Origin of the sequence: Paenibacillus sp. FSL H8-0168 (assembly GCF_038592955.1) — a bacterium.
Classification (GTDB): domain Bacteria; phylum Bacillota; class Bacilli; order Paenibacillales; family Paenibacillaceae; genus Paenibacillus; species Paenibacillus polymyxa_B.
Genome location: NZ_CP151948.1, coordinates 1,995,428 through 2,021,517 on the forward strand (window position 1 = coordinate 1,995,428; position 26,090 = coordinate 2,021,517).

At 45.7% G+C, this 26,090-nt stretch carries 27 protein-coding genes; 24 read left to right on the forward strand and 3 right to left on the reverse strand.

All coding sequences use genetic code 11. The features are described from left to right. Positions 1–453 precede the first annotated feature (453 nt). The 14 genes from MHI21_RS09385 (at position 454) to MHI21_RS09450 (ending at position 9,697) form a co-directional block, all read left to right on the forward strand. Positions 454–726, forward strand: coding sequence for a hypothetical protein (locus tag MHI21_RS09385; protein ID WP_028542847.1), 273 nt, complete (start codon positions 454–456; stop codon positions 724–726). A 325-nt stretch (positions 727–1,051) separates the two neighbouring features. Further along, on the forward strand, positions 1,052–1,570 hold the full coding sequence (locus MHI21_RS09390) for a hypothetical protein (protein ID WP_342420197.1): 519 nt from the start codon (positions 1,052–1,054) through the stop codon (positions 1,568–1,570). Positions 1,571–2,081: 511 nt separating this feature from the next. After that, the gene (locus tag MHI21_RS09395; RefSeq protein ID WP_342419894.1) at positions 2,082–3,218 is read left to right on the forward strand and encodes a polysaccharide deacetylase family protein; all 1,137 of its coding nucleotides are present in this window, start codon (positions 2,082–2,084) and stop codon (positions 3,216–3,218) included. A 207-nt stretch (positions 3,219–3,425) separates the two neighbouring features. After that, positions 3,426–3,851 (forward strand): phage holin family protein, encoded by a 426-nt coding sequence (locus MHI21_RS09400; RefSeq protein WP_341161812.1) that lies wholly within the window; start codon positions 3,426–3,428, stop codon positions 3,849–3,851. 81 nt (positions 3,852–3,932) lie between these two features. Next, positions 3,933–4,220: a Dabb family protein gene (locus tag MHI21_RS09405; RefSeq protein WP_013309679.1), complete on the forward strand. Its 288-nt coding sequence runs from the start codon at positions 3,933–3,935 to the stop codon at positions 4,218–4,220. 24 nt (positions 4,221–4,244) lie between these two features. Next, positions 4,245–4,685 (forward strand): HepT-like ribonuclease domain-containing protein, encoded by a 441-nt coding sequence (locus MHI21_RS09410; protein WP_342419895.1) that lies wholly within the window; start codon positions 4,245–4,247, stop codon positions 4,683–4,685. A gap of 8 nt (positions 4,686–4,693) precedes the next feature. Further along, entirely contained in the window at positions 4,694–5,341 is a 648-nt protein-coding gene (locus tag MHI21_RS09415) for a metalloregulator ArsR/SmtB family transcription factor (RefSeq protein WP_023987987.1), read from the forward strand. Between the two features lie 96 nt (positions 5,342–5,437). After that, positions 5,438–5,761 carry a YtxH domain-containing protein gene (locus tag MHI21_RS09420; protein ID WP_061828623.1) on the forward strand — a complete coding sequence of 108 codons (324 nt, stop codon included), beginning with the start codon at positions 5,438–5,440 and terminating at the stop codon, positions 5,759–5,761. A gap of 209 nt (positions 5,762–5,970) precedes the next feature. Next, entirely contained in the window at positions 5,971–6,780 is an 810-nt protein-coding gene (gene racE / locus MHI21_RS09425; RefSeq protein ID WP_023987989.1) for a glutamate racemase, read from the forward strand. Between the two features lie 120 nt (positions 6,781–6,900). After that, positions 6,901–8,121: a M14 family zinc carboxypeptidase gene (locus MHI21_RS09430; protein ID WP_342419896.1), complete on the forward strand. Its 1,221-nt coding sequence runs from the start codon at positions 6,901–6,903 to the stop codon at positions 8,119–8,121. A 136-nt stretch (positions 8,122–8,257) separates the two neighbouring features. After that, a complete protein-coding gene (locus tag MHI21_RS09435; protein WP_023987991.1) occupies positions 8,258–8,524 on the forward strand; it encodes a hypothetical protein in 267 nt (88 codons plus the stop codon). A gap of 261 nt (positions 8,525–8,785) precedes the next feature. Beyond that, positions 8,786–9,088 (forward strand): heme biosynthesis protein HemY, encoded by a 303-nt coding sequence (locus MHI21_RS09440; RefSeq protein ID WP_013309686.1) that lies wholly within the window; start codon positions 8,786–8,788, stop codon positions 9,086–9,088. A 23-nt stretch (positions 9,089–9,111) separates the two neighbouring features. Then, positions 9,112–9,333, forward strand: coding sequence for a DUF1450 domain-containing protein (locus MHI21_RS09445; protein ID WP_007429791.1), 222 nt, complete (start codon positions 9,112–9,114; stop codon positions 9,331–9,333). Positions 9,334–9,427: 94 nt separating this feature from the next. Continuing rightward, on the forward strand, positions 9,428–9,697 hold the full coding sequence (locus tag MHI21_RS09450) for a hypothetical protein (RefSeq protein WP_061828621.1): 270 nt from the start codon (positions 9,428–9,430) through the stop codon (positions 9,695–9,697). Between the two features lie 200 nt (positions 9,698–9,897). Here the strand turns inward: MHI21_RS09450 and MHI21_RS09455 are convergent, their stop codons facing one another. Then, complete coding sequence (locus MHI21_RS09455) at positions 9,898–11,880, reverse strand: LTA synthase family protein (protein WP_342419897.1); 1,983 nt, start codon at positions 11,878–11,880, stop codon at positions 9,898–9,900. A gap of 187 nt (positions 11,881–12,067) precedes the next feature. Continuing rightward, the gene (locus MHI21_RS09460) at positions 12,068–13,228 is read right to left on the reverse strand and encodes a class I SAM-dependent RNA methyltransferase (protein WP_023987994.1); all 1,161 of its coding nucleotides are present in this window, start codon (positions 13,226–13,228) and stop codon (positions 12,068–12,070) included. A 157-nt stretch (positions 13,229–13,385) separates the two neighbouring features. On the opposite strand from MHI21_RS09460, the gene MHI21_RS09465 reads away from it, so the two are divergent. Continuing rightward, positions 13,386–14,030, forward strand: coding sequence for an O-methyltransferase (locus tag MHI21_RS09465; protein WP_342419898.1), 645 nt, complete (start codon positions 13,386–13,388; stop codon positions 14,028–14,030). 109 nt (positions 14,031–14,139) lie between these two features. Here the strand turns inward: MHI21_RS09465 and MHI21_RS09470 are convergent, their stop codons facing one another. Continuing rightward, complete coding sequence (locus MHI21_RS09470; protein WP_025722314.1) at positions 14,140–15,360, reverse strand: MFS transporter; 1,221 nt, start codon at positions 15,358–15,360, stop codon at positions 14,140–14,142. 233 nt (positions 15,361–15,593) lie between these two features. Between MHI21_RS09470 and hemE the strand changes: the two genes are divergently transcribed. The 9 genes from hemE to MHI21_RS09515 all read left to right on the forward strand — a co-directional run bounded on the left by hemE (position 15,594) and on the right by MHI21_RS09515 (position 25,952). After that, positions 15,594–16,640 (forward strand): uroporphyrinogen decarboxylase, encoded by a 1,047-nt coding sequence (gene hemE / locus MHI21_RS09475; protein ID WP_061828618.1) that lies wholly within the window; start codon positions 15,594–15,596, stop codon positions 16,638–16,640. 31 nt (positions 16,641–16,671) lie between these two features. Further along, on the forward strand, positions 16,672–17,613 hold the full coding sequence (gene hemH / locus MHI21_RS09480; RefSeq protein WP_025722312.1) for a ferrochelatase: 942 nt from the start codon (positions 16,672–16,674) through the stop codon (positions 17,611–17,613). 7 nt (positions 17,614–17,620) lie between these two features. Continuing rightward, the gene (gene hemY, locus MHI21_RS09485; RefSeq protein WP_341161806.1) at positions 17,621–19,066 is read left to right on the forward strand and encodes a protoporphyrinogen oxidase; all 1,446 of its coding nucleotides are present in this window, start codon (positions 17,621–17,623) and stop codon (positions 19,064–19,066) included. Positions 19,067–19,202: 136 nt separating this feature from the next. After that, entirely contained in the window at positions 19,203–20,681 is a 1,479-nt protein-coding gene (locus MHI21_RS09490; RefSeq protein WP_342419899.1) for a CapA family protein, read from the forward strand. 83 nt (positions 20,682–20,764) lie between these two features. Beyond that, a complete protein-coding gene (locus MHI21_RS09495) occupies positions 20,765–21,535 on the forward strand; it encodes a glycerophosphodiester phosphodiesterase family protein (RefSeq protein WP_342419900.1) in 771 nt (256 codons plus the stop codon). A gap of 39 nt (positions 21,536–21,574) precedes the next feature. After that, positions 21,575–22,198, forward strand: coding sequence for a fumarylacetoacetate hydrolase family protein (locus MHI21_RS09500; protein WP_342420198.1), 624 nt, complete (start codon positions 21,575–21,577; stop codon positions 22,196–22,198). A 213-nt stretch (positions 22,199–22,411) separates the two neighbouring features. After that, positions 22,412–23,218, forward strand: coding sequence for a DUF92 domain-containing protein (locus MHI21_RS09505; protein ID WP_342419901.1), 807 nt, complete (start codon positions 22,412–22,414; stop codon positions 23,216–23,218). A gap of 82 nt (positions 23,219–23,300) precedes the next feature. Continuing rightward, the gene (locus MHI21_RS09510; protein WP_342419902.1) at positions 23,301–23,879 is read left to right on the forward strand and encodes a TetR/AcrR family transcriptional regulator; all 579 of its coding nucleotides are present in this window, start codon (positions 23,301–23,303) and stop codon (positions 23,877–23,879) included. 123 nt (positions 23,880–24,002) lie between these two features. Further along, positions 24,003–25,952: an ABC-F family ATP-binding cassette domain-containing protein gene (locus MHI21_RS09515; protein WP_342419903.1), complete on the forward strand. Its 1,950-nt coding sequence runs from the start codon at positions 24,003–24,005 to the stop codon at positions 25,950–25,952. The last annotated feature ends 138 nt before the right edge of the window (positions 25,953–26,090 follow it).

The following is a 26,090-nucleotide window of genomic DNA, read 5'->3' on the forward strand; positions in this document are numbered from 1 at the left end:
TTGTTGGCATAGTAGTTGCTTTACATTGTTAATAGCAGAATTGAATTGTACAGTTTGATTTTATTCAGGGAGAAAGAGTGGATATGAATATCGTATTGACTTAATCAATCCTTTTCAGAGGAACAGTCGGGAACAATTGCATTTGAAAAATGTGTCAACCGGTGGAGGTAGCGAAGGCTGGGATTGGAGATTTTAAAACCGACAAAAGTACCGAATAATATGAGTTGTCTACATTGGATGAAAATAACAACAGTAAGTATGGTATGATTCCTAGAGTTTTTTTAATAGATGTAGAGGCTGGAAGTGCACAAGTATTGAAGTAGAATTTTGGATTATTTAACCACATGGGGAGTCTTTATAAACTTAACTTTGGAAGTAGTGACCAAAATGCTGGTTACAATTATTTCATGAGGATTACAACAGCCAATCAATAAAGAGTATGAGGGTGTCATTATGAGTAAATATATTTGTGCAGTCTGTGGTTATAATGAGTTGAATTATCCTCAATGGGATAAACATGGTTTTCCAACTCACGAAATATGTAATTGTTGTGGATTTGAGTCTGGATTTGATGATGATGCAAAGGACATTCCAGAGTCAATCGAAGAATATAGGATTAGGTGGCTAAGTGAGGGGGCTAACTGGTTTAGCTCATCAAAGACCAAACCTTTGAATTGGAACTTGGCGATACAGCTAAAAAGAATCAATGTGGATATTTCTAAATAGTATAATTTGACTTAGAACCCACTGTAGTTTACGGCCTTGAGAGGAGTAAATCCCCTCAAGGTCTTTCTTTTACCGACACCCGGTGCCAAATGAATGGGGCGGCTAAGTCCAAACGAACTTAACCCTCTTTGCTCCCGTATGATATTCCTCTAGTATGCCTGTACACAATACCAGATAGTTTCGTGTTGTGGTCTTTGCTATTAAAACTTCTTGACTGATAATAAATCTATGATCCTGATCAATATGTTCCAATGCATTTTTAATACATTGACCCGATGACAGGTAGAACCACATTGGATTACTATTATTTCGAATGAATAGGATGATGAATTTGAAAATAAATTTTAAACAGCCTTATGGTGTGATTAAGCATAATATGTCAACAGAGAACATTGCTGACTTGATAAGCTTATTTATTGAAAATGATTCAATTGTATTATTTTCCTTTTACGAAAGGAATATGGATTTATTTGATGTAAATACACAGGAATTCATCTTAGAGAGGTGTGTTTTTGTGAATTCTGAGTGGGTATTGCCATGGGGAGAACCTATACCTCATTGGGATGAACCGAATCAGACACCGCCGAAAATAATGTGGTTTTCGGCGGTGAAAAAAGAAGAAATTATTAAAGCAATTGAAATTGATAATTTATTTAGATGTATTGTCATTAAGAAGGGTTCAGATTTTAAACAACATTTCAATGTTTTATTCCATCAGGAATATTATTCGTCTATTGATGAGGAAGACTACGAATATTATTTAGGATTTACAAATAAGGATTTGTTTCTTGCTAATTATCTGGATGAAGTTAAAAAGAGGTTCGAGGTATCATTAATAGAATAGGCAAATGGAAGACCTTGGGGCCTGCAATCCTCAAGGTCTTTCTTTATATGAACACCTAATACCAAGTAAATGGGTTGAATGATACTCCTTTATGACAATCCCATAGTCTATTAGAAACCCAAAATCTTCAGATAACACTGTATCTTGCTCCAAGTACCTTACCTCCATTTTTTTTCGGTAGTTTCTAATTCCATTAAAAGAATCTACTACCCACTTGTACTTCTAAACACAGTCGATTTATTCACAACTTTGTAACCTTCTCTGGCAGGGGGGTTGCGAGATTGTTTTCAAATTGTTTTACTATATTTACCTACTATAGTCTGGTAATCTATTAGTATATATAGGGGGAACGAAAAGACGTCCGGTTCAGTCGGTTGAGATGCGTTTATGTTCTATATGTTGAGTGAATGTCTATATTGCCATGTCTATATCGTCATGTCTGTATAACTTCATAGACAAGCTAGAGATAGCTCCCGCACATTATAAAATACAGCACAGGATGGTGTAATGAATGAAGCTTTTAAATGCAAAATGGATGGCTGTATGCTTGATGGCAATCTGTTGTTTGGGTTTGCTAGGTATACATACGAATACGGCGAGTGCACAAGCGAAGGCTCCTTTGCTGGGGGTCAATGATGTGTTGCTAGATTCGAATACCATTCAGCCCGTAATGAAAAATGATAAGTTGTATGTTCCTATCGTTACATTAGGGCAAAAGATGGGGATTTCTACTTCGGCCAGCGGCAACACATTGGTACTGACTGGACATAATCGCAGCTTTACGCTGGATTTGAACAAGGGGGATGTGTTCGAGCGTGGAGATCGTACAATGGTGCCCATTCGCACTTTGACCGATGCGTTTGGCTTCACTATTACGCTTCCAACAAGTAATCTGTATCGAATTCAGAACGCAAATGCTAGTTTGTCTGATGCTCAGTTTTTGAATACATTCGCAACAGAAATTAAACAGTATGCAGCTGTCAAACCGGACAAAGCCAGCAATACTGGCAACAAGGGAACTGCCTCATCATCCAGTCGTACAATCTATTTGAGCTTTGACGATGGTCCAACGGCGCACACGTCGCAGCTGCTGGATATTCTGGACAAATATAATGCCAAGGCTACGTTTTTCATGCTGGGACCTGAAATTCGTCAACATAGCGCGGTGATGAAGAGAATGGTAGACGCAGGGCATGGTTTGGGTCTGCATGGGATGACACACCAGGTGAAAAAGATTTATGCATCCCCTGCAGCAGCATTGGCAGAGATGAATCAGGATAACGAAATTTTATTTATGGCTACAGGAAAACGCACTTCTTTGATTCGTACACCTTATGGCAGCAAACCCTATTTGAAGAAAGCATACCGCGATCAACTGACGGGCGCAGGCTATCATATTTGGGACTGGAACATTGATTCCAATGATTGGCGTTATACTAAAAATCCAGAGCATTTTGTACAGACTGTCCTAAGTGATATTAAGAGATTGAAAAAGCAAGGCAGAACACCAGTCGTTCTTATGCATGATAAGCCATCTACGATCAAGGTGCTTCCACAAATCATGGCTGCTTTGCAGAAAGAAGGCTATTCGTTCGAGCCGTTGAATGATAACATGACTCCGCTTAATTTTTGGAATGATCATCGTTAATTGAATAGCATGAAAGAAAAGACACCTTTTCAACCATTTATATAGTGGTTGAAAAGGTGTCTTTTTGTTGTATTTGCTTGGAGTTGTGAAGTTTGCAGCACGCTTTATATGAATCTATGAATTCATGTCTATGCACAGGTCATATGACTTTACGGGTTACCATGTCGCTGCATATATTACAGTAACCGCCCCGAGAGGAGGAGAGGTATGAATATTAATCCGAATATGTTTAGTATGATTTGCGCTACCGCAGGAGCCCTTATTACGTTTGCCTTTGGCGGCTGGAATCAGCTAATGGTGCTATTCACGGTTGCAATGGCTGTTGATTATGTGACTGGAGTCGCCGCAGCAATTAAGACTGGGCAAGGTTTGAGCAGTAAAGCCGGCTTTTGGGGGCTGGCGAGAAAGGCTTTAATGCTAATGGTGATTTCTTTGGCGCATCACGTGGATCTCCTGATGGGTACCGAAATCATGAAAGGGGCGACGACGTATTTTTATTTATCCAATGAATTAATCTCTATTACGGAAAACTGTTCACGAATGGGTCTGCCGCTCCCACCGAAGCTCAAGAATTTTTTTGCCCTATTAAAGGACAAGGAGTCTGATGGTAAAAATGGTGGAAAAGATCGCTAGAATTACAAAGTTTCTTTCCGTATGTGGGGCGTTATGATAAAATTTTCAAGAGAACATTTTTAAGATAAGGAGCCTATACGCATGATTAAACATATTGTTTTGTTCAAATTGAAAGACCGCTCCCCTGAAAGCATTGAGCACACAGCATCCATTTTGCGCAGTATGAACGGCAAAATCAAAGAGCTGCTGTCACTCGAAGTAGGTACGGATGTGATTCGTTCGGAACGTTCTTATGATATTTCCCTTACCGCTGTTGTCGAAACACTGGAGGATTTGCAAACGTATCAGGTACACCCTGTGCATCAGGAAATTATTGTACACATGAATGAAGTGAAGGATGTATCTATCGCAGTTGATTATGAAATCTAAAGCGATTACTGGAGGTGCAGGACCTTGTATTATGTCAACCGGGAACAAATTGAGCTTCGACTAGGGGCTGTTCCCGACATTGTCGCCGGACTTCGCCAGACTTCTGCTGCCTGGAACGGCGATCTGTTGCAGGGACTAGTGCAGGAGCGCTGCCTTCATCTGGCGATTGAGACGGTAACGGACGTAGGAAGCTATATCATCGACGGATTTATTATGCGTGACGCCAGTAGCTATGAGGATATTATCGGTATCATTCATGAGGAAGGTGTACTGGATGATACCGTATTTCATTCGCTAGTAGAGCTGGTAGGCTTACGTAAACCCCTAGTACAGGAGTACTTTCATTGGGACCGGACAAGCCTTCACCCGCTTACACCAAAGCTGCCTGGGTTGCTGGAGCTTTTTTCATCTAACGTGCATGATTATTTAAATAAGGAATTGGGTCCCCAGCCCGAGGGAGTGTAAAGGCAAAAGTGACGGATAAGTATATCGTACCCGAAATGCCCACTAGGCGCATGATCATGACATTATTGAAAACCCAGGGACCTGTGGGAGTCGGAAGCTTGGCAGCTCAATTGGGCATTACCGAAATGGGAGTGCGCAGGCATCTCAAATTGATGGAGCAGGATGGTCTGATCGTGGCTACGATCGTGAGACAGGCGATGGGACGCCCGACGTTTTTATACAGTCTGAGCGAGCAGGGAAGCGAGCAGTTTCCTCGTAATTATGATCATCTGTTACTGGAACTGTTAGAGGAGCTGGATGAAGAACAGGGAATGGAAGCTGTTTACTCGCTGTTTGATGGTAGAAAACGTAAAATGATGAAGCGCTACGCCCCTCACATGGAGGGGGAGACTACACTGGCTTCACGTGTGGAAAAGCTTTCGGGCATCCAAAATGCTTCCGGATATATGGCAGAGTGGCGCGAGGAAGAGGATGGTAGCTACTCAATTGTGGAATACAATTGTCCTATCTCTCAAATTGCAGGCCGTTACCGCAAGGCTTGTGAATGCGAGCAGCAAATGTTTGAGGAGCTGCTTGATGCCGAGGTTGTTCGTGAGGATTGTTTAGCGGATGGGGGCCGCTGTTGCCTGTATCGTATCCGCTCTAAAAAAAAGTAAAACTTTTCAGGCTTGTTTTCTGTATCATGACAAGCTCTCCATGCTTATAATGCACTAACAGATGGGCATTCGCCCGGGCACAAGGGAGAGATGATGATGAAGGAGAACTGCAAAAGTTTTATCCGAGGCGCGTTGGCAGGCAGCATTGTTGGTTCGGTTGCTGCTTTGTTATTTGCCCCTAAGTCAGGTCGTGAGCTGCGTCAGAATATTACAGATCAGGCGCGCAACGTAAGTGATAAGGGACAGGAGCTAGCGGGGAAAATTTCAGACACCTCAATTGAGTATACTGACAAAATTAAGGAGACAGCCTCAGCCGTCATTCATGAAATCGGGCAATGGCGTAAAAAGGGTGAAATTGTTCCTGAGGTTAGTATTTCATCAGCGACTGTTCAAGAAGATACGGAAAAAGATGCTCTGTAACGGTCTGTAAAAACGTAGGTGAAACACTGAATACAGTTTGAATTCGTGGCTTCTCCCGTTGGGGTGGAGCCTTTTTATTGATCACTTCCTCGTTTTAGGGTAATCTTTTGGGGTACCTTTTACACGAATACGACATAAGGTATGTAGCAACGGATAGCTTTCCGAGATGAAACAACTCATATTTGAACAAAAAAGGAAGCGGTGTGTACGTGCAGCAAGCGATTGCAATATTGGATTCCGGTGTAGGAGGTTTGACGGTTGTAAAAGAAGTCATGCGTCAGCTTCCGCGGGAAAAAATCATTTATTTTGGAGACACTGCGCGCACTCCGTATGGCCCCCGACCATCGGAAGAGGTTAAAAAATTTACAGAGCAAATGGTTGATTTTCTGATCCAATTTGATCCGAAAGTCATTATTATTGCTTGTAACACGGCTACTGCCGCGGCATTGGACTATATAAGCCAAAAGGTATCCATTCCGGTGATCGGAGTCATTCACCCCGGGGCTCGTGCTGCGATCAGCGCGACTGCTACCGGGCATGTCGGGGTGATTGGGACTGTCGGTACGATTCGAAGCGGAGCGTATACAGCTGCGCTCAAGCAATTGTCTCCTTATGTAGACGTGGTGAGCCATGCTTGTCCTGCGCTTGTTCCATTAGTGGAACAAGGGTTATTCCGCTCCAAGACGACATCGCAGGTTGTGGAGGAGACATTGAGACCTATTCAAACGTATCCGATTGATTGTCTGATTCTTGGTTGTACGCATTATCCTTTTTTGAAGGAAACGATTCAAGAAGTCATGGGACCTGCAGTAAAGCTCATAAGCTCGGCAGATGAAACGGCGCGTGAGACGAGCACCATTTTGTATAACAAAGGCAAGTTGGAAGCTGGGGACGAGACGCCGGTACATCAGCTTTTTTGTTCCGGCGATCCTGAATTGTTCCAGCGCATTGCCGCACAGTGGCTCGGGGAGCAAATTCGCCAAACGCCTGTCGTCTGGCAAGTCACCAATTTGGATTAACGAGACAACCGACTTTTTTTGTCATTGGACAAATGAAGTCGGTTGTTTTGCTTTTCGCTACATCAAGACACGCCGCGTCTGCATAACATGCAGTAAGGCAGATGGAAGGGGCGTAGTAAGATGAGGGAATATATCGTTCAAAAAGGAGATACATTGCACCGGGTCGCCTCGGCTTTTAAACTATCGGCGGATACTTTAATCGTAGATAATCCGTGGGCCGCCACGCAACCCTATCTGATTAGTGGTCAAGTGTTATATATTCGTCCGTCTACGGATCGTAAATACGTTATTCAGCCTGGTGAGTATGCAAGACAGATTGCCAAGCAGTTTGGTGTGGAGCTTGATGAGTTACGGCTAGCCAATCCAGAACTTGCGGAGCATGATTTTACGGAAGGAAAAACAATTGTTATTCCTGAAAACCATCAGGATCAGATTGTACGATTACGTGGAGAGTATGGATATGAAGATTTAAAGGAAGACCTAGCGGCCTTGGCCCACAGATATCCATTTATTGAAGTTGGCAGCATTGGCACCAGTGTCATGGGGAAGGATATTCCTTATGTACGTATTGGGCAGGGAACGCGTAAAATTCATGCCAATGCTTCTGTTCATGCTAATGAATGGCTGACGACGCCTTGTTTGCTGCGTTTTATAGAGCAATATGCACAAGGGATCGATGGGACTAGAGAACATACAGGGACCTCTCAATGGGTGTATGGAGGTTCTCCGCGGGATCTGCTGGAGCATACATCCTTATGGGTGGTCCCGATGGTCAACCCGGATGGGGTAGAGCTGGTGCAACAAGGTGTACTCCCAACTCATCCGTTGTATCATGACCTCGAAAAGTGGAATGAAGGACGTGCTGATTATCGCGGTTGGAAGGCCAATATTCGTGGTGTTGACCTCAACGATCAATTTCCGGCATATTGGGAAGAAGAGGTACGCAGACGCGGTAAAACAGGTCCGTCTCGACGAGACTATGCAGGACCTGCACCTTTGTCTGAACCAGAGTCCAAGGCGCTTGCCGATCTGACGGAGCGCGAACAGTTCGACATGGTGTTATCCATACACAGTCAGGGACAGGAGATCTATTGGAATTACCGGGATCTAGAGCCTAAGGAGAGCCGAGATTGGGCCTTACGGCTAGCTGCCGCAACAGGGTACCGGGCAGTAAAACTGGGTGGTAGCGATGCAGGGTACAAGGATTGGTTTATACAGCGATTTGGTAAACCAGGGTTTACCGTTGAAGTCGGTCTAGGTGTAAATCCGCTGCCCATGCGTGATTACGATGATATTGCAGCAGAAGTGGGCATGTTAATGGCAACAGTGCTGTCATGGTAAAAAATTCGGCCTACTGAAACGTATCGAATCATTTGCGCGTATTAGGAGGAACACGTTTTTTATAAGTGTTCCTCTTTACATGTCCCTTCAATGGGGTATATATACTTAGGAGCATTGGAAATGGAGTGAACAACCTATGAAGTGGAAAAGACTACTATCTCTCCGTCAATGGTCACATGTATTTCGTCGTATGCCCCGATTTATTACTTCATCAAGGATTCCGCTGGGAGAAAAATTACTCTTTGCGGTGCCTGTGTTGCTCTATTGGGTATTACCTGATGTCATGCCGTTTATGCCCATCGACGATATTGGTGTGACGCTATTGCTTATGAATTGGTTTGTCACCCGTGCCGAACGAAAATATCCAGATGTGCTTGAAAAACAGCATGTACGTGTTCGGTAGATAAGCTTATGAATTTCGTGATTGCGATTTTTCACGATTTTCTTTACAATAGGAATATTGCCTTTTGCTATGCTGAACATGATTGTGATCTATTGGCTCATGATGATGCTTCAGGCGCAGCTGTGCCGCCGTAGTACCTCTTTCCCTCTGGGATAGAGGCTAATTATTTGAGTTGTTGATTTTACCCGCTAGGTTGTGTGGTGTGGATATGTATCCACTGAACCACATTTCATTTAATGAATATGAAGGAGATGAAGTTTGATGAACTGCAAAATTACTCGTAACGCAGCTAAAGTATTGAAACTTGAACTGGATAAGGAAGAGAACCAAGGGAAGAGCCTGCGCGTTGTTATTACTCATGCTCATGGAGATCATGCTCATTACGGGCTGGATTTGGACACGCCTAAAGAAACAGATACTGTCGTATCTACAGATAAAGGCATTGACGTCATTTTGGAAAACGGCCAGCCGCTGCTGGATGGTGTAAAAATTGATTACTTGTACTTCCCCGAAGAAGGATTTGTCATTACTAACCCTTCCCAAGGTAATCACGGCGACCACTAAGCCGGAGCTCGGAGGGATGACAGATGGCCAATGATATTCGCGTATGTGATGAATGCAATCATATCCGCTTGAAAACGATCTTGCCCAAGTTGCAAAAGATGGCACCAGATGCCGAGATCAAAATCGGCTGCAAATCGTATTGCGGTCCTTGTGGGAAACGGGCGTTTGTGTATGTGAACGGACGTTATGTGAGTGCGGCCACAGAGGATGAAGTATTGGAGAAAGCTGCGCGCTTTATCAAATAGTTCCAGTACGCAGCATTTGCAATTTTTGAATAGTTCCCCTTCTTCTGATCCATGCTAATGGATGTAGAACACTGCCCAGAAGGAGGTGTGACTCATGGCCCAATATGATTCCAATCTCGACAATCACAGCGTTGAGGCTCAAACACAAAACTCGGTGGACAGGCTGCACAATGCCGTCTCTCAAGCATTGTCACATCCGGCTGAGCAACTGATTGAACAGGCGGAGCAATCTCGCACTCATGCTGAACATGCCATACAGCAGGCGAAGGATAGCCTTGGTGACGATGCAGTAGAAGTTGCGGAGGACATGCTTGGTGAAGAGGTACAACGGCTTGAACAGGCTAAAAAAACGTTGCGTTCCTAAGCATTTGTGAATGGTAACGAGCGCAGTCGAGTGACAATCCATATAAAAAAGCACGATCCACAGCACTTACAAGCTGATGGATCGTGCTTTTTTGATATATACAGGGCGGTTATGCGATCGGCATCCTTAAAAGAGTTCGGGGAGGATGCTATGTCAGCAACCTCCCACAGAAGGTCTATTAGATCCAGAAGGAGTCGTTGTTACTTCTTTGTTTGTGGTTCCCATTCGCGAATAAGATCGTATGTGATGACCTGATCGGATATGTTCAACCGATTAAGAGCTTCGGTATAGCCCGGCCCGCAGGCATTGACATCTGTAGGCTGGCCTGTATTCAGGTTGTAACAGGTCCCTTTGGAGAATGTACCGTCCTCAGATGGAATGTAGTACACTCGGCCATCCGTGAAAGCACCACTACGCAGCACGACCATACGAGGCTTCCCGCTAAACAGATCGTTTCCCATAAAATGATATGGTTTTGTAGAAATCCCAAGCAGGTGCATTACGGAAGGCGTCAAATCCAACTGGCCTGCCGGTTCCGTATACGTTCCCGCCTGACTTCCGTCAGGAAGATGCACAAGTAATGGCACCTGATTCATGATTTTCTGCATGTCCAGATCTGTGAGTGGCTTGCCTAAAAACTTTTCATACAGTGCTTTGTCTTTAATAGAATTGTCATGATCCCCATAAAACATCAGGATCGTATTATCCCACAGTCCGTCTTTCTTCATCTGATCTACCAATTCGCCCAGAGCTTCATCCACATAATGGACGGATTTCAGATAATCTCCGAACATCGTACCTTCAAACTCGCCAACGTCCAAATCTACCGCGTCAGGTGACAGGTTGTACGGATGATGGCTCGAAATGCCGACCATATAAGCGTAGAACGGCTGCTTAACTTCGTTAGTGAGATCATTGAGCGTCTGACGGAAAAAAGATTTGTCTCCCAGTGACCAGCCCAGTGGCTCATCTATTTTAAAATCTTTTTTACTATAGAACTTGTCATAGTTCATCGCCTTATACATGGTGTAACGGTTCCAGAAGCTGCTGTCGTACACGTGAAACGCATTGGGACTATACCCAGTATCCTTCAAAATAGAAGGCAACGTATCGAATTTGTGGTCCGCATAACGGATAAATACCGAGCCTGTAGGGAGCGGATGCAGCGAAGCATGTGTAGAGAAGTCCGCGTCCGAAGTACGGCCCTGCGCAGTCTGGTGAAAATAATTATTAAAATACATGCTTTCTTTCGTCAGTTTGTCAAAGTTAGGCGTAATCGCTTGACCGTTGATCTGTTTGCCGATAAAAAAGTTCATGAACGCTTCAGCTTGAATGACCATCACGTTTTTGCCCTTATACTTGCCAGATAGATCATTTTTAACCTGAAGCAACTTCTGGTGCTGATTAAACCATTCCTTATCCTTATCGGATTCCGCTTGAGCCAATGTTGGCTGAGGCCCAAGATGATCCTGACCATAGCGGTAGATGTCATATCCATGAAATCCGATTAATCCGGTTACGTTGTACAAGGCCATCGACCACCAGTTGCCGACAAATATGCCTGTTGCCCACGTGGAGGTATAATATTTGATCGGCCCAAATGTCAATATATAGCCAATCAGGAAGGCCAATGCCCCTTTGGAGAAGCGAAGCAGAAACCTCTTATTGAACGAGCTTCGGGATGCTTCTAAGTAAGTATCATTCGTTGTAAACTGACGCCGTAAGGAAGCCACGAATATTACATACGGAATGAATAGAATCCAGTCTGCAAAAAAGAAAATGTCCTTCCAGTACATAAGGGATGCGATACTTCCGCCCAGAGAATCAACTTGTCCGGCTTGAAGTAAGACAGGAATCGTAATAAAATCCTGAAAATACCGATAATAAACCATGTCGGAATAAATGAGCGCGGTGAGCAACATATCGAGCACCACAAGAGCAATCAAACGTCCGCGACGTGGCAGCCACAAGGTCCAGAAGCTCACAAGTAATAGCGAACCAATAGCGATGACATAATCCAGCGGATTCATGTCAATATTTTGGGCATGCAGGTTATAGTGAATCAGTACGAGCTTGCCAATCATAAGTACAAAAAACAGACCTAATCCGAAATATCGAGACAGCAGCATTCTGCTGAACATGTTACCAGTGCGACTTGCACTGGCCGTGCGAATAACCAACACTTTACCCCCTCTGGCAGAAATGTTCGGCTAGTATAAACTACATATTAACGTAATGTTAAACCGAAATGCCTTTAATTATTATAGCGCTCATCCCGCACATTTCAATGATTACGTAAAGAAAGTACAGCACAAATCAGGCCAGAACAACGAACAGAGGGTTCGTTTCCTGGCCTAGGCTTCATCATATTTAAGGCTGCAACGGCGAAGTATCTTTGCGGCGCGGAGGCAGAGGGCCTAGATACTGATAGTATTGGCATTCGATCCGGCCGTTAAACAACTTCCGGCGTTTGTCTGCTTTACGGCCCCAATAATGCTCAAATTGCTTGGTGGAGCTGATGGCAAAGAAGGACCAAGTCTTCATTTCGGCTGCCGTGCGTGCGAGTGAACGGATCAGTTTTTCCACTTCGGATTGCTCGCTCAGTCTCTCGCCATAAGGTGGGTTTGTAATCATCACACCATATTGTCCTTCGAGTCTGACTTTAGTTACAGGCATCACCTTAAGAGGGATGTCTTTAGCAAAGCCTGCTGCTTTTACAGCTGCCTCAGCAACTTGTATGGCATTTGGGTCGATATCGCTACCTGCAATTTCAAAAGGAATGTCATCGCGGGTCAAATCCATCGCCTCGTCGCGAGCCTGATCCCATAATTCTCTGCCAATGACAGGCCAGTCTTCCGAGTTAAAGGTACGTCTCAGGCCTGGCGCAATGTTCCAGGCTTGCATGGCAGCTTCGACCAACAAAGTACCGGAACCGCAGCATGGGTCATAGAATGGTCGGTCAGGGCTCCAGCGACTAAGCTGAATAAGAGCAGAAGCCATCGTTTCTTTGAGAGGCGCTTCTGTAACGAGCTTACGGTAGCCACGTTTGTGCAGTCCTGGACCGGTCGTATCAAGTGTCAGCAACGCACGATCATTCAATAGAATGACCTCAATGACGTAACGAGGGCCATCTTCAGCAAACCAATCTGTGTGGTAGGTTTCCTTGAGCTTCTCTACAATCGCCTTCTTGACGATTCCCTGACTGGCTGGTACGCTACTAAGCTGTGATTTGTGCGAACGTCCCTCAACGGGAAATTCACCATCTACAGGAATCCAATCCTGCCAAGGCAATGCTTTGGTACCCTCGAACAGCTCGTCGAAGGTAGTTGCAGCAAATTCACCCATTTTTATAAGCACGCGGTCTGATGTGCGAAGCCACAGGTTACACCGGCATATATCCATATAATCTCCGGTAAAAACGACGCGGCCATTTTCAACGGTCAGATCTTCGTACCCGAGTTCTCTGAGTTCCCGGGCCACGACGGCTTCAAGTCCCATTGGCGCAGTTGCAATTAGTTGCAGTTGAGTCATTAAACGTATTCACTCCGTCCCCATAATCATGTAAGCTTGGTTCAATCCCTATAGTATAGGTCATTGTACTCGAAGAGACAAATCATTAAGGTGAAAAATTTACGAAGGACACCACGTCCAACCTACGTTATGATTAAGCAAGAAGGAGAGATGAACCGTGGAAATTACACCAAATATGACGCCCGAACAATATGTAGACCAGCTGGTACAAGAGGATGAAGCACTGCGCAGTATCAGGGAGGCTATCGTTAAAGAAGGTATGCCGGAAGTATCCGTTGCCCATCCTTACGGAAAACTGTTGACCTTTCTAATTGAAGTATCTGGCGCACAGCATGTACTGGAAATCGGCGCATTAGGCGGCTATAGTGGATTATGTCTGGCCCGTGGGCTGGGAGAAAAGGGCCATATTGTGTCACTCGAGTTGAAAGAAGCGTACGCAGCGCTGGCACATCGACATATGGAAAACAACGGCTACGGTGACCGTGTCGAATACCGTATCGGACCCGCAGCAGACAGCTTGAAGGAACTTCAGGAAGAGGGAAGAACTTTCGATTTTTTCTTCATAGATGCAGATAAGGAAAATTACCCGGTGTATCTGGAATATGCGATTGCTCTGGCGAATCCGGGTGCCATTATTGCGGGAGACAACTGTTTCCTTCGCGGACGGACGCTGAATACGGATAAGAACGGCCCTGCCGTTCAGGCCGTGAGACGTTTTAATGAAACGATAGCAACGCATCCGCGGCTGGTCAGCACGGTTTTACCAGCTTACGATGGACTGGCGCTAGCTCGAGTTAAATAGCGTTCATTTCCTATGTATAGCTATATAAAAAAGAACCTCCTTGTCCACAGTAACGTGGACAAGGAGGTTCTTGTCTGTTAAGGCAAGCTTGTCTTACCTGAAGGTTATCTTACCTGAAATCAGGCGTAGCCTTACGATCAAAGAGCTTCATGCGTACCCAGAATATGTTGACGATTAACAGTACACCTGACATGATAAACAGTCCTTCAATGCCGATAAACCCGGATAGCACCCCGCCAATGACAGCACCCAGCATATTCCCGAGCGCCAGCGAGCTGGTATTGAAGCCGAAAGAACGGCTTTCCATTCCTTCCGGTGTATACGTGCGAATCAGCGCATTTACGCTTGGTAGCAGACCGCCCATAAATACACCCATGAAAAAACGGATAATGACAAGTTGCCATACTTCATTGACAAAAGCCTGCGGAATGAGCATAACCGCCGTTCCGAGCAGTGCAATGGTTAAGATCTTGTGCGCTCCTATCTTGTCACTCAATCTTCCAAGGAGTGGTGCAGCAACCATATTGGATACACCTGTAATAGCCGTAACAAACCCGGCAATCAGCGCGATTCCTTCTGCCGATCCATACAGCTTTTGCACATACAACGGCAGAAGAGACACCGTACTGATCATGGCAAACTGGAGCAAAAACGTTACGGTGAACAAAGCCGGAAGCTGGGGCGTATGGCTTAACTCCTTTAATCCGGCAAGAACCGAAATTTGTGGTATGCGTGCAGCTTCCGTTTTGCTGAAATTTTCTTTAACCAGAAACATTGCGATAAGCGAGGCTATAAAAATTAGAGTGCCTGTAATATAAAAGATCGGTCTGAATCCGACCCAGTCAGCCAAAAATCCGCCTAGCAGAGGGCCGAGAATCGTGCCAGCCATCTGACCGGATTGCATAATTCCCATAGCGAATCCGGTTCGCTCTTTGGGAGTGGTACCCGACACTAAGGAAATCGATGCCGGATTGAAACCCGAAATCGTACCGTTCAGCAGGCGAAGCGCCAGCAGTTGCCACGGGTGAGTGACCAAACCCATACATCCGATGACCAAAGCCATACCAAAGCCTGAGCGAAGCAGCATGACTTTACGTCCATATCGGTCAGCCAGCTTGCCCCACAAAGGCTGGAACATAAATGAGGTCAAAAAGTTAGCGGCAAAAATAACTCCGGCCCATAGACCAATATCGTGCTCTCCCTTCACATGAAGGTCCTGAGCCAGATACAGGGCGAGGAACGGAGTAATCATCGTAATACCCGCATTGACCAGAAACTGACCGAACCAAAGCACAATGAGATTGATTTTCCATGTCTCCCACGTTTTCAATGTGCTTTCACTTCCTTTCTGCCCATTCTCATCCTGTTGTAAATCCTACTTATCAAAGCATAACTTCTCACGAGCTTTAAAAAAGCCATTTCTCTAGTATAGCACACTTCATTGAAACTTTATCCAAATGTCATGGGTTTGTCATGGTTTGTTCGAGAGCTGCGGTTGTTACGACTCTTGAAAAAGGGCATAATAAAATATAGTATTTATGATTCGAACTGGAGGCTGAAGTCATGACCTACAATGATACTTTTATCCGCGCTTGCCGCAAGCAAGCTGTGGATCATATTCCCGTATGGTACATGCGGCAGGCCGGAAGGTATGACCCTGAGTATCGCAAAATTAAAGAAAAATACACGTTGCTTGAAATATGCCGCCAGCCCGAGCTGGCCGCAGAAGTGACTTTGATGCCCGTGCGCAAGCTTGGGGTAGACGCTGCAATTTTATATTCTGATATTATGAATCCGGTAGCCTCGCTAGGGGTTGATTTTGATATTGTCAAAAATATTGGTCCGGTTATTGATAATCCGATTCGGTCAGCTGCAGACGTAGACAAGTTGCGTCCGATTGATGTGGAACGCGATTTGGGTCATATTTTGGAAACGATTCGTATTTTGGACCGTGAACTGAACGTGCCATTGATTACGTTCGCTGGAGCGCCTTTTACCATTGCAAGCTATTTAATAGAAGGTAGACCCTCTAAAGGATATATTCGCACCAAAGCGATGATGTATGGAGAGCCTGAGTTGTGGCATCGCCTGATGGATAAGCTAGGGGACATGGTTATTACATACGTGCGAGCTCATATCGCTAATGGCGGTAAGGCTTTTCAATTGTTTGATAGCTGGGTAGGTGCGCTCTCGCCTTATGATTTTCAAACTTTTGTGCTGCCGACTATCACACGTATTTTCCATGAATTATCTGATCTGGATGTACCTAAAATTTATTTCCCGGGCGTAAGCTCTGGTGAATTGCTTCCACACTTGAATGGGTTAAAAGCCGATGTGATTGGACTGGACTGGCGGGTAAGTATACCTGAAGGACGTCGTCGCTTGGGCAACGGTTTTGGTGTACAGGGAAATCTGGATCCTTATGTGCTTACTGCGCCAATCGATGTTATCAAGCAGTATGCGAAAACCATTGTAGATGAAGGCATATTGGAGCCGGGTTACATTTTCAATCTCGGTCACGGCTTATTTCCCGAGGCCTCGCTAGATAAGCTAAGAGAGCTTACTAATTATGTGCATGAGTACTCCCGTTCGGTTTTGTCAAAAAATTAATACATTAGAAATGTTAAGAGGTGGTCTACTAATGAAAACCAAAGTGGGTGTACTGGTCATGTCCTACGGGACGCCGGAGAGTCTGGATCAGGTGGAAGCCTATTATACACATATTCGTCGCGGTAATGCTCCTTCGCCGGAGCAATTAAAGGAATTAAAGGATCGTTATGAAGCTATTGTGGGCGGTGTGTTTCCGCTGCGTCAGAATACGGATCGGCAGGTTCAAAACCTGCAGGAAACCTTAAATCGGGAAAATCGCAACCCGGACATTGAATTTGTCTGTTATCAGGGACTCAAACATGCCAAACCGTTTATTGAGGACGGTGTGGAAGCCATGGTGCAAGATGGCATCCGTGCAGCGGTAGGTGTCGTGCTGGCTCCGCATTATTCCGTTATGAGTGTAGGCACTTATATTAAGCGCGCACAGGCTAAGGCACAGGAACTGGATCTGGCCATATCATTTGTGGAGAGCTATTATCTTCATCCTAAGCTGATTAAGACGCTAACTGAGCGTGTGAACGCCAAACTGGCGCTTTTTGAAGAAGCTGGAGCCAAGCGGGATGAGGTTCGTGTTCTGTTTAGTGCGCACAGCTTGCCTGAACGGATTTTGGCTATGGGTGATCCCTATGTGGAGCAATTAATGGCTACTTCGCAGGCTGTTGCGGACAAGGCGGGAATTACCAACTGGCAGTTTACGTGGCAAAGTGCCGGTCGTACAGCGGAACCATGGCTGGGGCCAGACATTTTGGATACCATGCACAGTCTTAAGGAAGAGCAAGTGGAGTATGTGCTGGCTGCGCCAGTTGGCTTTGTTTCTGATCACTTAGAGGTGTTATACGATCTGGATATTGAAGCACAGGCGTTGGCGAAGGAATTGGATATGCGTTTTCAGCGTATTGATTCACTCAACAGTGATCCACTGTATATGGAGACGCTTAGTGATGTCATCATAGACCAATGGAAAAAGGGATGAGGGCATAATGGAGCAAAAGTTACGTAATATTGTAATTGTAGGCGGAGGCTTGACCGGGCTTAGCACTGCTTTTTATACACGAAAAATGTACAAAGAAGCTGGCTACACGCCTCGAATTACGCTGGTGGAGAAAGCTTCCGTGCTGGGCGGGAAAATTGAAACCTTGCATAAAGATGGTTTTGTAATTGAAAAGGGGCCAGATTCCTTTCTGGCCCGTAAAACGGCCATGATAGACCTGGCAAAAGAGCTGGAGCTGGATCATGAGCTAGTGAGCACAAATCCTGAGGCTAAAAAGACATACATTTTGCATGAAGGACAGCTTCATCCGATGCCTCCTGGGCTGGTGCTGGGGATTCCAACAGAGCTGAAACCCTTTTTGCGTAGCGGCTTGATCTCTTTAGGCGGGAAAATGCGGGCTATGATGGATTTTGTCATTCCACCTCGCCGTGTACCGGGAGATGAGGCGTTGGGTGATTTTATTGAACGCCGACTGGGCAAAGAAGTACTAGAGAATGTAACCGAGCCACTGTTGGCGGGGATTTATGCTGCCAACATGAAGACGCTAAGTTTGCAGGCGACCTTCCCACAATTTGCTGAGGTAGAGCAGCAATACGGAAGTCTCATTCACGGGATGATGACAGGTCGAAAACCAGCTGAAACACATACGGGTACGAAAAAAAGCGTCTTTCTGACCTTCCGTCAAGGCTTGCAAAGTTTGGTGCATGCGTTGCTGAATGATTTGTATGACTGTGATTTACGCACCGGAATTGCTGTTACAGAATTCACAAAGACAACGGAAAGTGAAGACAGCCCATATCGAGTTATGCTGGACAATGGAGAGACGCTGGAGGCAGATGATATTTTTGTAACGACTCCCAACTTTGCTGCTGCGCCGCTATTGCGAGATCATGTCAATGTGGCTGCACTGGAAGCCGTTAATTACGTCTCCGTAGCAAACGTGGTCATGGCCTTCGATAAAACAGATATTGAGAATGTCTTTGACGGTTCTGGTTTTCTGGTACCTCGCAAAGAAGGACGCAGCGTGACCGCTTGTACATGGACGTCTGCCAAGTGGCTACATACTAGCCCGGATGATAAGGTGTTGTTGCGCTGTTATGTAGGGCGAGCAGGGGCTGAAGACACTGTAGAGTTACCGGATGATGAGCTGATTGCACTGGTACGTAAGGATTTGAAAGAGATGATGGGAGTTACAGCAACTCCGCTATTCACGGAAATTACACGTCTTCGCAATTCCATGCCGCAATATCCGGTAGGGCACCCGCAGGCTATAGCTGATTTGCGGGAAGAGTTACGCACTGCCATGCCGGGAGTGTATGTGTTGGGTGCTGGCTATGATGCGATTGGTTTGCCGGATTGCATCCGTCAGGCTAAGGAATGGGCCTCCCATGCCGTCCAAACGACACAGCAGGAAGCGGTCAAGGTACAGGTGTAAATGTTCAATGATGAACCCTTCGCGATCCAGGCGAGGGGTTCTATTTATATTGAAATTTGATATATAATGGAGAAGGTGTAAATTCGCCAGCTAATAAAGAAGTTATGCAAATGCAATAGCATAGAAGGAGTGAAGAATGTACCCTCCCAGATCACAGCGAAATGAAGGTCGCAAGAAAGCAAGAAAACCAAAAATAGGCAAGGCTTGGATCATTACGAATCTGGTCCTACTGCTTATGATCGTAGGTCTTTTCGGTTATTATTACATATTTGAACACGACAACAGTGGCTCTCTTGCGGAAAATGGCGGGTATTCGCAAACGGAGAAGAAAATCCAAACGGGATCTGCTAGTGAAGAGAGGTCTACTCCCTCGGTCAGTGAAAATGATACAGCCTTGTCAAATAAACAGCTGGACGAAGACCCCCATGCAGATAAGCAATTTGCTGACAATGAAACGAAGCAATCTGCTGCTTCAGACACAAGCCATCGTCCCGCGACAACGTCTGACACAAATGCTCCCGAAGGCAGCTCTTCAGGAGCAAAATTATCCTCGGGGAAAGACGGGCAGGCAGGGAACGATATGTCCAAGGATGTATACGACGGTAATCCATCCGCCGATAAGGGAGGAACGGAGGATGTGAAAAAATCAAAAAAAGACGATGCAGGTTCTCCGACAGTCACGCTTCACTTTGTAGGGGATGTGCAATTTTCTGGTAAAGTTGAGCAGCGATTGGAGCAGAATGGGTTTGATTTTCCGTATCAATATCTCGGAAACTTGTTTCATAAAGACGATCTGACGATGGCCAATCTGGAAACGCCCGTGACAACGAATGGTGTGGGTGCGTTAAATAAAACGTATGTGTATAAATCTTCGCCCAAGGCGTTAACTGGGTTGGCTGCGGCAGGGATAGACGCTGTCAATTTGGCCAACAATCACATTTTGGATCAGGGCACAGGCGGATTACTGGATACACTGAAATATCTGGATGAAAAAGGTATTGCCCATGCTGGAGCCGGACGTAATGCAAAAGAAGCGTATGCGCCGCATTATTTTGAACGTAAAGGGATCAAAATTGCGTTGTTGGGGACTACACGTGTCATGCCTGAAGCCAACTGGAATGCGGGCGCCAAACTGCCTGGTGTAGCAGGAGCCTATGATTCGACCGCTATCGTAAAGTCCATCCGTGAGGCACGAATGCAGGCTGATCTGGTTATTGTCATTGCCCATTGGGGGAAGGAGCGCGCTACTGCACTTGAGCCTCATCAAACCGAGTTATCGCACGCTTTTATTGATGCTGGAGCTGATCTTGTCATTGGCGGTCATCCACATGTGCTTCAAGGGATGGAACAATATAAAGGTAAATGGATTGCATACAGCACAGGCAATTTTATTTTTTCTAAATCAACGGTGCCAGCCACTTGGGATACAGCGATATTTCAGGCAACCTGTACCCGAAAAGGGGCTTGCGAAATGAAGCTGACCCCTTACCGGGCGGAGCTAGGTCAACCAATCCCATTGAAGGACACGGAGGCCAGCAATATTTTGCAGAGAGTGGCGGCACTGTCACCGGGAAATGTCTCGATAGGGACGGATGGTACAGTAAGCGCTCAATAGAAGTTCGAAAAGAAATTTTTTTATATGGGAATTGACGGAACGATCGTATGAGGGACTCCTTTGTGGATGGAGGTCATAACAAGATGAATCATTTGTGCGTGGCTCACCGCGGTTTTTCGGGGATTGCTCCCGAGAACACGATGGCAGCCTTTCAGCTTGCGTTGGAGCAACCATTTGTACACTGGATTGAGCTGGATGTACAGCTGTCAAAGGACGGTGTTCCGGTGGTAATTCATGATTTTACGCTGGAGCGAACGACGAATGGTACAGGGAGAGTAAAGGATTCGGACTGGAAAGCATTGCAACAACTTGATGCTGGTAGCTGGAAAAGTGCAGAATACCGTGGAGAAATGATCCCTTCCCTCGCACAAGTACTGGATTTATGTCGTGGCCGCGTATCGCTCAATATTGAGCTTAAAACCGCTGGTGACATGTATCCAGGATTGGAGAAAGCCGTACTCCGTGAAATTGTGATGAGAGGGATGGAGGGAGAGGTGGTATTAACCTCTTTTGAGCGTGCCGCATTACGCCGGGCTAAGGAGCTGTCTCCTGAGATCCGTACCGGATTGATTATCGACGCGCGTCCAGATGATTTGGCAACGCAACTGGAGCAGCTACAATGCACTTTTTTATCCATAGGCTATCCGCGTTTGGATCGAAACCTGATGAAAGATCTCACTGGCCGCGGTATTACTGTCATGGCGTGGACGGTGGATGACCGCCGTATAATGCGGAAATTGTCCTCATTGCATCCTGAATTGATGATTTGCACTAATTGGCCGGATCGCTGGGAGCAGGTTTTTTTGCTTTCCAAGCACCGGATGTGGCACTATATACGTAAACTTATTCGTTAATCAATTGAACTACATACGCGGGAAGGGTGACGGATCGTGATGAACGTGGATATTCGTAATGTTTACTGTGTCGGACGCAATTATAAGCTGCATGCGGAGGAGCTGGGTAATGAGGTTCCCGCAGAACCGATGATTTTTTTGAAGCCGTCTCATGCAGTCGTGCCGCTGGATGGCGCCACGCTGGAGCTTCCTCAGGGGCAAGGAGATATTCATTTTGAGACTGAGCTGGTTGTGGCTGTCGGACGTAAATACGAACCAGGCATGTCCGCAGATACATGTCTGAACGCATTTGCATTCGGGATTGATTTTACCCTGCGTGATGTACAAAGTGTTCTCAAGAAAAAAGGCCACCCATGGACCGCCGCCAAAGGCTTTAAATCGTCTGCACCCGTGACACCATTCCTGCCTTTAGAAAAATTGGACATGCTGGAGCAGCAGGAGTTTTCCTTGCTCAAAAATGGACAGGAAGTGCAGCGTGGACATGTTAAGGATATGATTTTTTCTATCCAGCATATCGTTGAATATATAGCGACTCATTATGGACTGGGCGAGGGAGATATTATTTTCACAGGTACTCCAGCAGGAGTAGGGCCTACAGCAAGTGGGGATCGCTTTGAGCTTTTCTGGGGAAGTGATCGTCAGGGAAGCTTCACCATCGCATAAATTTGGGAATGGCATCCATGAAGAGTATTGAAAAAAAGGGAATGTTCTTGGTGGTTGGGAAGTAAAGAGTGATTCCCGTAGATAAGCATTGTGAAGGCCGTGTCCTGTGCCAAAGCATGGGACACGGCTTTTATATAAGCGTAGAGCGTTGTACAATAATATACAGAACGAAAAAAGAAAAACGGAGATTCATTTCAAAAGCGGAGGTATATCATGGACTGGATCATCGGATTGCTTTGTGCTGCTGTGGTGGCCGGAGCTGCATTTTATAAAAAATCCTTAACCTTATCTGGCTTTGCCGCGTCTGTACTGATGGGAACCGTATACTATGGGGCGGGTAACCTGTTCTGGTTCGGCACATTGCTCTTGTTCTTTATCACGTCGACCCTCCTGTCGAGGTTCAAAAAGGAGCGCAAGGCTGAGCTGGAAAAATCGTATGCCAAAACCGGAAACCGGGATGCAGGCCAAGTATGGGCCAATGGGGGATTAGGTATGTTGTTATGCCTGGGTTATGCGATATGGCCCCATGTTACGTGGCAGCTGGCTTTTGTCGGTGTCATGGCTACGGTCACATCCGATACGTGGGCAACGGAATTTGGCAGCCTGAGTCGTAGGCCACCCCGTTCGGTGCTTAACGGGAAGGTGCTCGCACCCGGAACCTCAGGAGGAGTATCTGCATTGGGAACGGCTGCGGCCTTGGCTGGGGGTGTACTGATCGGCATAGGTGCATGGGGCTTTGGACACGCCATAGGAACGCCGAGCTTGCCGTTATGGCTGTGGGCACTGGTTGGAGGTATATCCGGTAGCGCAGGGGCCTTTGCTGATTCCTATCTAGGTGCTACGGTGCAAATGATGCGTTCCTGCACGGTTTGCGGACGGGAAGTAGAAGTAGACTCACATTGTGGACAAACGACGGTCTATGTACGAGGCTGGCGTTGGATGAGCAATGATCGGGTGAATAGCATTAGTTCTATTTTCGGAGGATTGGTCGCTCTTGCAGGTATTTTTTTAATACTCTGAACACAGGGCTGGAGATCGTTAAAAGGAAAAAATTATCATAAGAATTGACCGTGTCTCAATCCTTGTATAAGGAGGTGCTAAGATGGGCGATATACACGGAGATAAATATGAAGCTATTTTGGACGCCGCTTACACCGTCTTTGGCACCAAAGGCTTTTATGAAAGCAAAATTTCCGAGATTGCAGAACAAGCGGGAGTTGCCAAAGGCACAGTATACTTGTACTTTAAAAGCAAAGAGCAGCTATTTACAGCAGTCACAAGTAGAGATTGCGAGCAATACCTAGCCGAAATGCAAGGCGCATTAATCAATCGTACTTTGGGAGAAGGACTGCTGCGGATGGCAAATTTGCATCTGCACTACTATTTCAAGCGCAAGCAGCATACTAAATTATTTTTTATGACCCCCAACAGTGACCCCGATCTAATGGAGTTTATGTGGGGATTTATTCAGGACTATACTGATTTGGTCAAAAATAAACTGGCGTCAGAGGGTGTACAGCAGTCCGAGTTTCATGCGAAGGCATTCATTGGTATGTTGGAACGCCTAAAAATGGATATTTTATTGAATCAAGATTTCCGCGAATGTGACGTGGATCAGACGGCTGAATTAGTGGCGAACTTATTTATGCATGGCTGTAAAGCCGGAATACAAAAATCCTGACACATCTTGTTGCTAAAAAACCGTACTGACTTCGTTCAGGTAACGGTTTTTTTAATCATTGGCTATGTCTGTGTTAAAATAAACAGGATGCATCACAAAATTGGGGAAGAGTAGGGAATCCGTATGAATATTATGACCGTTGAACATATAACGAAAAGCTATGGCGAGAAAATGTTGTTTGAGGATGCTTCCTTTGGTATGGATGAACGTGACAAAATAGGAGTCGTCGGTGTAAATGGCACCGGTAAATCAACGTTTTTACGGGTAATTTCCGGATTAGAGCCGCCAGATGATGGCAATATTGCAGTGAACAACGATGTGCGAATTCAGTATCTAGCACAAAATCCGGAGTTTGATCCCGAAATGAAGGTACTCCAGCATATTTTTCATGGCAACCAGCCTGAGATGAAAGCGGTCCGTGAATATACGGAAACCATGGAGTTGTTGGAATTAAATCCAGGTAGCGAGGAGCTTCAAAACCGTCTATTGCGAGCAAGTCAGCAAATGGATACGTTCCAGGCATGGCAGCTGGAGAGTGAGGCCAAAAATATACTTACCCGACTGGGGATCACCCAGTTTGAGTCTCGTATGGGCGTTCTATCCGGCGGGCAGCGTAAGCGGGTGGCTTTGGCAGCGGCTTTGATCCAACCCTGCGAGTTGCTCATTCTGGACGAGCCTACAAACCATATTGATAATGAGTCGGTTGAATGGATGGAGCAATATTTGCAAAAAAGACGTGGTGCGTTGTTAATGATCACGCATGATCGCTATTTTCTGGATAGAGTTGCAAATGTCATGCTGGAGCTGGATCATGGCCGCCTTTTCCGTTATGAGGCTAACTATACCCGTTTTCTGGAGCTGAAGGCAGAACGTGAGGAGCGGGAAGCGTCTACGGAACAAAAAAGGAAGAACTTGCTGCGTAATGAGCTGGCCTGGATTCGCCGTGGAGCAAAGGCTCGTTCCACCAAGCAGAAAGCGCGTATTGACCGATATGAGCAGCTTAGGGATCAGCAACCGGAAGCTCGTTCTGGATCTGTAGATATGTCCGTCGCCTCCACACGTCTGGGTAAAAAGATCTTGGAGATCGAGCATCTGTCCAAATCGGTAGATTCTCGTAAGCTGATACAGGATTTGAGCTACATTGCGGTTCCTGGTGATCGTGTTGGTATCCTAGGTCCTAACGGTAGTGGGAAATCCACTCTGCTCCAAATGATTGCCCAGCATATAGAACCGGATTCCGGCAACGTTGTGCTGGGACCGACGGTGAAGCTTGGCTATTTTACTCAGGAACATCAGGAAATGAACGAATCATTACGTGTCATTGAATATATTAAGGAAGAAGCCGAAGTGATTCGTACAGCAGACGGTTCGACGATTACAGCTGCACAAATGCTGGAACGTTTCCTGTTCGCACCAAGCGCGCAATGGACGGTTATTTCGAGGCTGTCTGGAGGCGAAAAACGGCGCTTGTATCTGCTTCGTGTTCTGATGTCGGCACCGAATGTGCTATTGCTGGATGAACCAACAAATGATCTGGATATTCAGACCCTTTCCGTTTTGGAAGATTATCTGGATGAATTCCCAGGCGTGGTTTTTATTGTTTCTCATGATCGCTATTTCCTGGATCGGACAGTGGACAAAATACTGGCGTTTGAAGGGGATGGACAGGTACGAGTACATGTAGGGGACTATAGCGAGTATGCAGAATGGATCAGTAAAAATGCTCAATCTTCTGTGAATACGTCTGTCTCGACGAGTACGGCTTCCTCGAATCGCTCTTCCGCGCCTAAGTCTGCGGGTCCTTCTGATTCAGTCAAGGAGACAAGTAAAACCAAGCTCAAATTCACCTTTAAGGAACAGCGGGAATATGAGCAAATTGATGAAATGATTGAACAAGCCGAACAGAAGTTGGCCGACATTCAGCGACAGATGGAAGAGTCTTTCAGTGATTCAGCACGACTACAGGAGCTCATGGCTGAGCAAGTGAAGGCCGAACAGCATCTGGAGCATCAAATGGAACGCTGGACCTACCTGAATGAGCTGGCCGAGCAGATTGAACAAAGTAAATCTTAAAAATACAGAAGCAAGTCACCATTCAGAGTGGAGGCTTGCTTTTTTTATCGAATTATTAATATGTTTTTCATATTAAAAGTGCGTGAATTATATATTTCTAATATTAAATTACGGTGGGTATAATGGATTGCATATGGG

Excerpts from the sequence above, each read along its gene's own strand:
- MHI21_RS09385 (WP_028542847.1), top strand. The coding sequence starts at position 454 with ATGAGTAAATATATTTGTGCAGTCTGTGGTTATAATGAGTTGAATTAT.
- MHI21_RS09390 (WP_342420197.1), top strand. The coding sequence starts at position 1,052 with ATGAATTTGAAAATAAATTTTAAACAGCCTTATGGTGTGATTAAGCAT.
- MHI21_RS09395 (WP_342419894.1), top strand. The coding sequence starts at position 2,082 with ATGAAGCTTTTAAATGCAAAATGGATGGCTGTATGCTTGATGGCAATC.
- MHI21_RS09400 (WP_341161812.1), top strand. The coding sequence starts at position 3,426 with ATGAATATTAATCCGAATATGTTTAGTATGATTTGCGCTACCGCAGGA.
- MHI21_RS09405 (WP_013309679.1), top strand. The coding sequence starts at position 3,933 with ATGATTAAACATATTGTTTTGTTCAAATTGAAAGACCGCTCCCCTGAA.
- MHI21_RS09420 (WP_061828623.1), top strand. The coding sequence starts at position 5,438 with ATGAAGGAGAACTGCAAAAGTTTTATCCGAGGCGCGTTGGCAGGCAGC.
- MHI21_RS09430 (WP_342419896.1), top strand. The coding sequence starts at position 6,901 with ATGAGGGAATATATCGTTCAAAAAGGAGATACATTGCACCGGGTCGCC.
- MHI21_RS09435 (WP_023987991.1), top strand. The coding sequence starts at position 8,258 with ATGAAGTGGAAAAGACTACTATCTCTCCGTCAATGGTCACATGTATTT.
- MHI21_RS09440 (WP_013309686.1), top strand. The coding sequence starts at position 8,786 with ATGAACTGCAAAATTACTCGTAACGCAGCTAAAGTATTGAAACTTGAA.
- MHI21_RS09445 (WP_007429791.1), top strand. The coding sequence starts at position 9,112 with ATGGCCAATGATATTCGCGTATGTGATGAATGCAATCATATCCGCTTG.
- MHI21_RS09450 (WP_061828621.1), top strand. The coding sequence starts at position 9,428 with ATGGCCCAATATGATTCCAATCTCGACAATCACAGCGTTGAGGCTCAA.
- MHI21_RS09460 (WP_023987994.1), bottom strand. The coding sequence starts at position 13,228 with ATGACTCAACTGCAACTAATTGCAACTGCGCCAATGGGACTTGAAGCC.
- hemE (WP_061828618.1), top strand. The coding sequence starts at position 15,594 with ATGACCTACAATGATACTTTTATCCGCGCTTGCCGCAAGCAAGCTGTG.
- hemH (WP_025722312.1), top strand. The coding sequence starts at position 16,672 with ATGAAAACCAAAGTGGGTGTACTGGTCATGTCCTACGGGACGCCGGAG.
- hemY (WP_341161806.1), top strand. The coding sequence starts at position 17,621 with ATGGAGCAAAAGTTACGTAATATTGTAATTGTAGGCGGAGGCTTGACC.
- MHI21_RS09490 (WP_342419899.1), top strand. The coding sequence starts at position 19,203 with ATGTACCCTCCCAGATCACAGCGAAATGAAGGTCGCAAGAAAGCAAGA.
- MHI21_RS09495 (WP_342419900.1), top strand. The coding sequence starts at position 20,765 with ATGAATCATTTGTGCGTGGCTCACCGCGGTTTTTCGGGGATTGCTCCC.
- MHI21_RS09500 (WP_342420198.1), top strand. The coding sequence starts at position 21,575 with ATGAACGTGGATATTCGTAATGTTTACTGTGTCGGACGCAATTATAAG.
- MHI21_RS09505 (WP_342419901.1), top strand. The coding sequence starts at position 22,412 with ATGGACTGGATCATCGGATTGCTTTGTGCTGCTGTGGTGGCCGGAGCT.
- MHI21_RS09510 (WP_342419902.1), top strand. The coding sequence starts at position 23,301 with ATGGGCGATATACACGGAGATAAATATGAAGCTATTTTGGACGCCGCT.
- MHI21_RS09515 (WP_342419903.1), top strand. The coding sequence starts at position 24,003 with ATGAATATTATGACCGTTGAACATATAACGAAAAGCTATGGCGAGAAA.